This window comes from Helicobacter trogontum (assembly GCF_000765905.2).
GTDB lineage: Bacteria > Campylobacterota > Campylobacteria > Campylobacterales > Helicobacteraceae > Helicobacter_A > Helicobacter_A trogontum.
Genome location: NZ_JRPL02000093.1, coordinates 1 through 893, shown reverse-complemented (window position 1 = coordinate 893; position 893 = coordinate 1). Strand labels below are relative to the sequence as shown.

General features: G+C 31.5%; 1 protein-coding gene and 1 pseudogene. Both read right to left on the bottom strand.

The features are described 5' to 3' along the window. Window positions 1–66 precede the first annotated feature (66 nt). The gene (locus tag LS81_RS11015) at window positions 67–564 is read right to left on the bottom strand and encodes a hypothetical protein (RefSeq protein WP_004087695.1); all 498 of its coding nucleotides are present in this window, start codon (window positions 562–564) and stop codon (window positions 67–69) included. A gap of 11 nt (window positions 565–575) precedes the next feature. Beyond that, a pseudogene (locus LS81_RS11010) lies at window positions 576–893 on the bottom strand (hypothetical protein); the annotation flags it as partial.

Here is an 893-nt window from a genome sequence, read left to right as displayed (position 1 = left end):
TCTTTAGCCTCCAAACTCAAGCATAGAGCCATAATTATTGCAATATTTTTTATATATTTATACATACTATTTTCCTCTTGTATTTCTATTTGGGCTTGTGTTGGAAGTGTAATGATTTTTAAGATAGTTATTAAAAATATCCTTATGCAAAGTAAAATCTTCTATTTTGCAATTACCAGAAACAAGAGTAATCATTTGTCCTTGCCTGATCACATCTATATTGCAAAAGTCATTATTATACTCCATAGAAAACACTTTTATAGTAGCTTTAGTGGGAGATTGAATAGCTATTATTCTTACTGTTGAATAATTCATATCATTTGGTTTTTCTGTATAAAAATTGATAGCAAAATCATTAAAGGCACTCTTGTTTTTAGAGTATCCAATCTCGCATACAAAACCGCCCATAGCCTCATCATCAAAGCAATTATCACTTATTTTGAAAGCTTGTTTGCCTGTCTTTTGTATAGATTCATAAATGCCTCGCCACTCTTTTACATAACTTGGAAACTCTTTAGTATAGGCAATATGCAGTACTACTAGCAATACAAGGATATATTTCATTTTTAAGTCCTTTAATTTTGCAGTTGCGGTATTATAATGTGATAACAGCCGTTTTCACCAAGAATTTGTGTGATTTTACCCTCACGTTGAAGTTTTTGTGCTTGAGATTTAAAATCAGTCTTGTTGACACCTAAAGAGGAATGCGGAATATCAACCACATTGACAATATTAAAATCTGCACAATGTCTTGAAACTTTAGAAGCTCCAAGCTCATTGATTTTATTTGTCATTGTTTGTATAATTTCCTCTTTGCTTTTACCAGCTTTTTTCTGTGTTTCATATACATCTAACATCCGTTGCCCGGGCTGTTTATAAGTATCTCTTTGTTT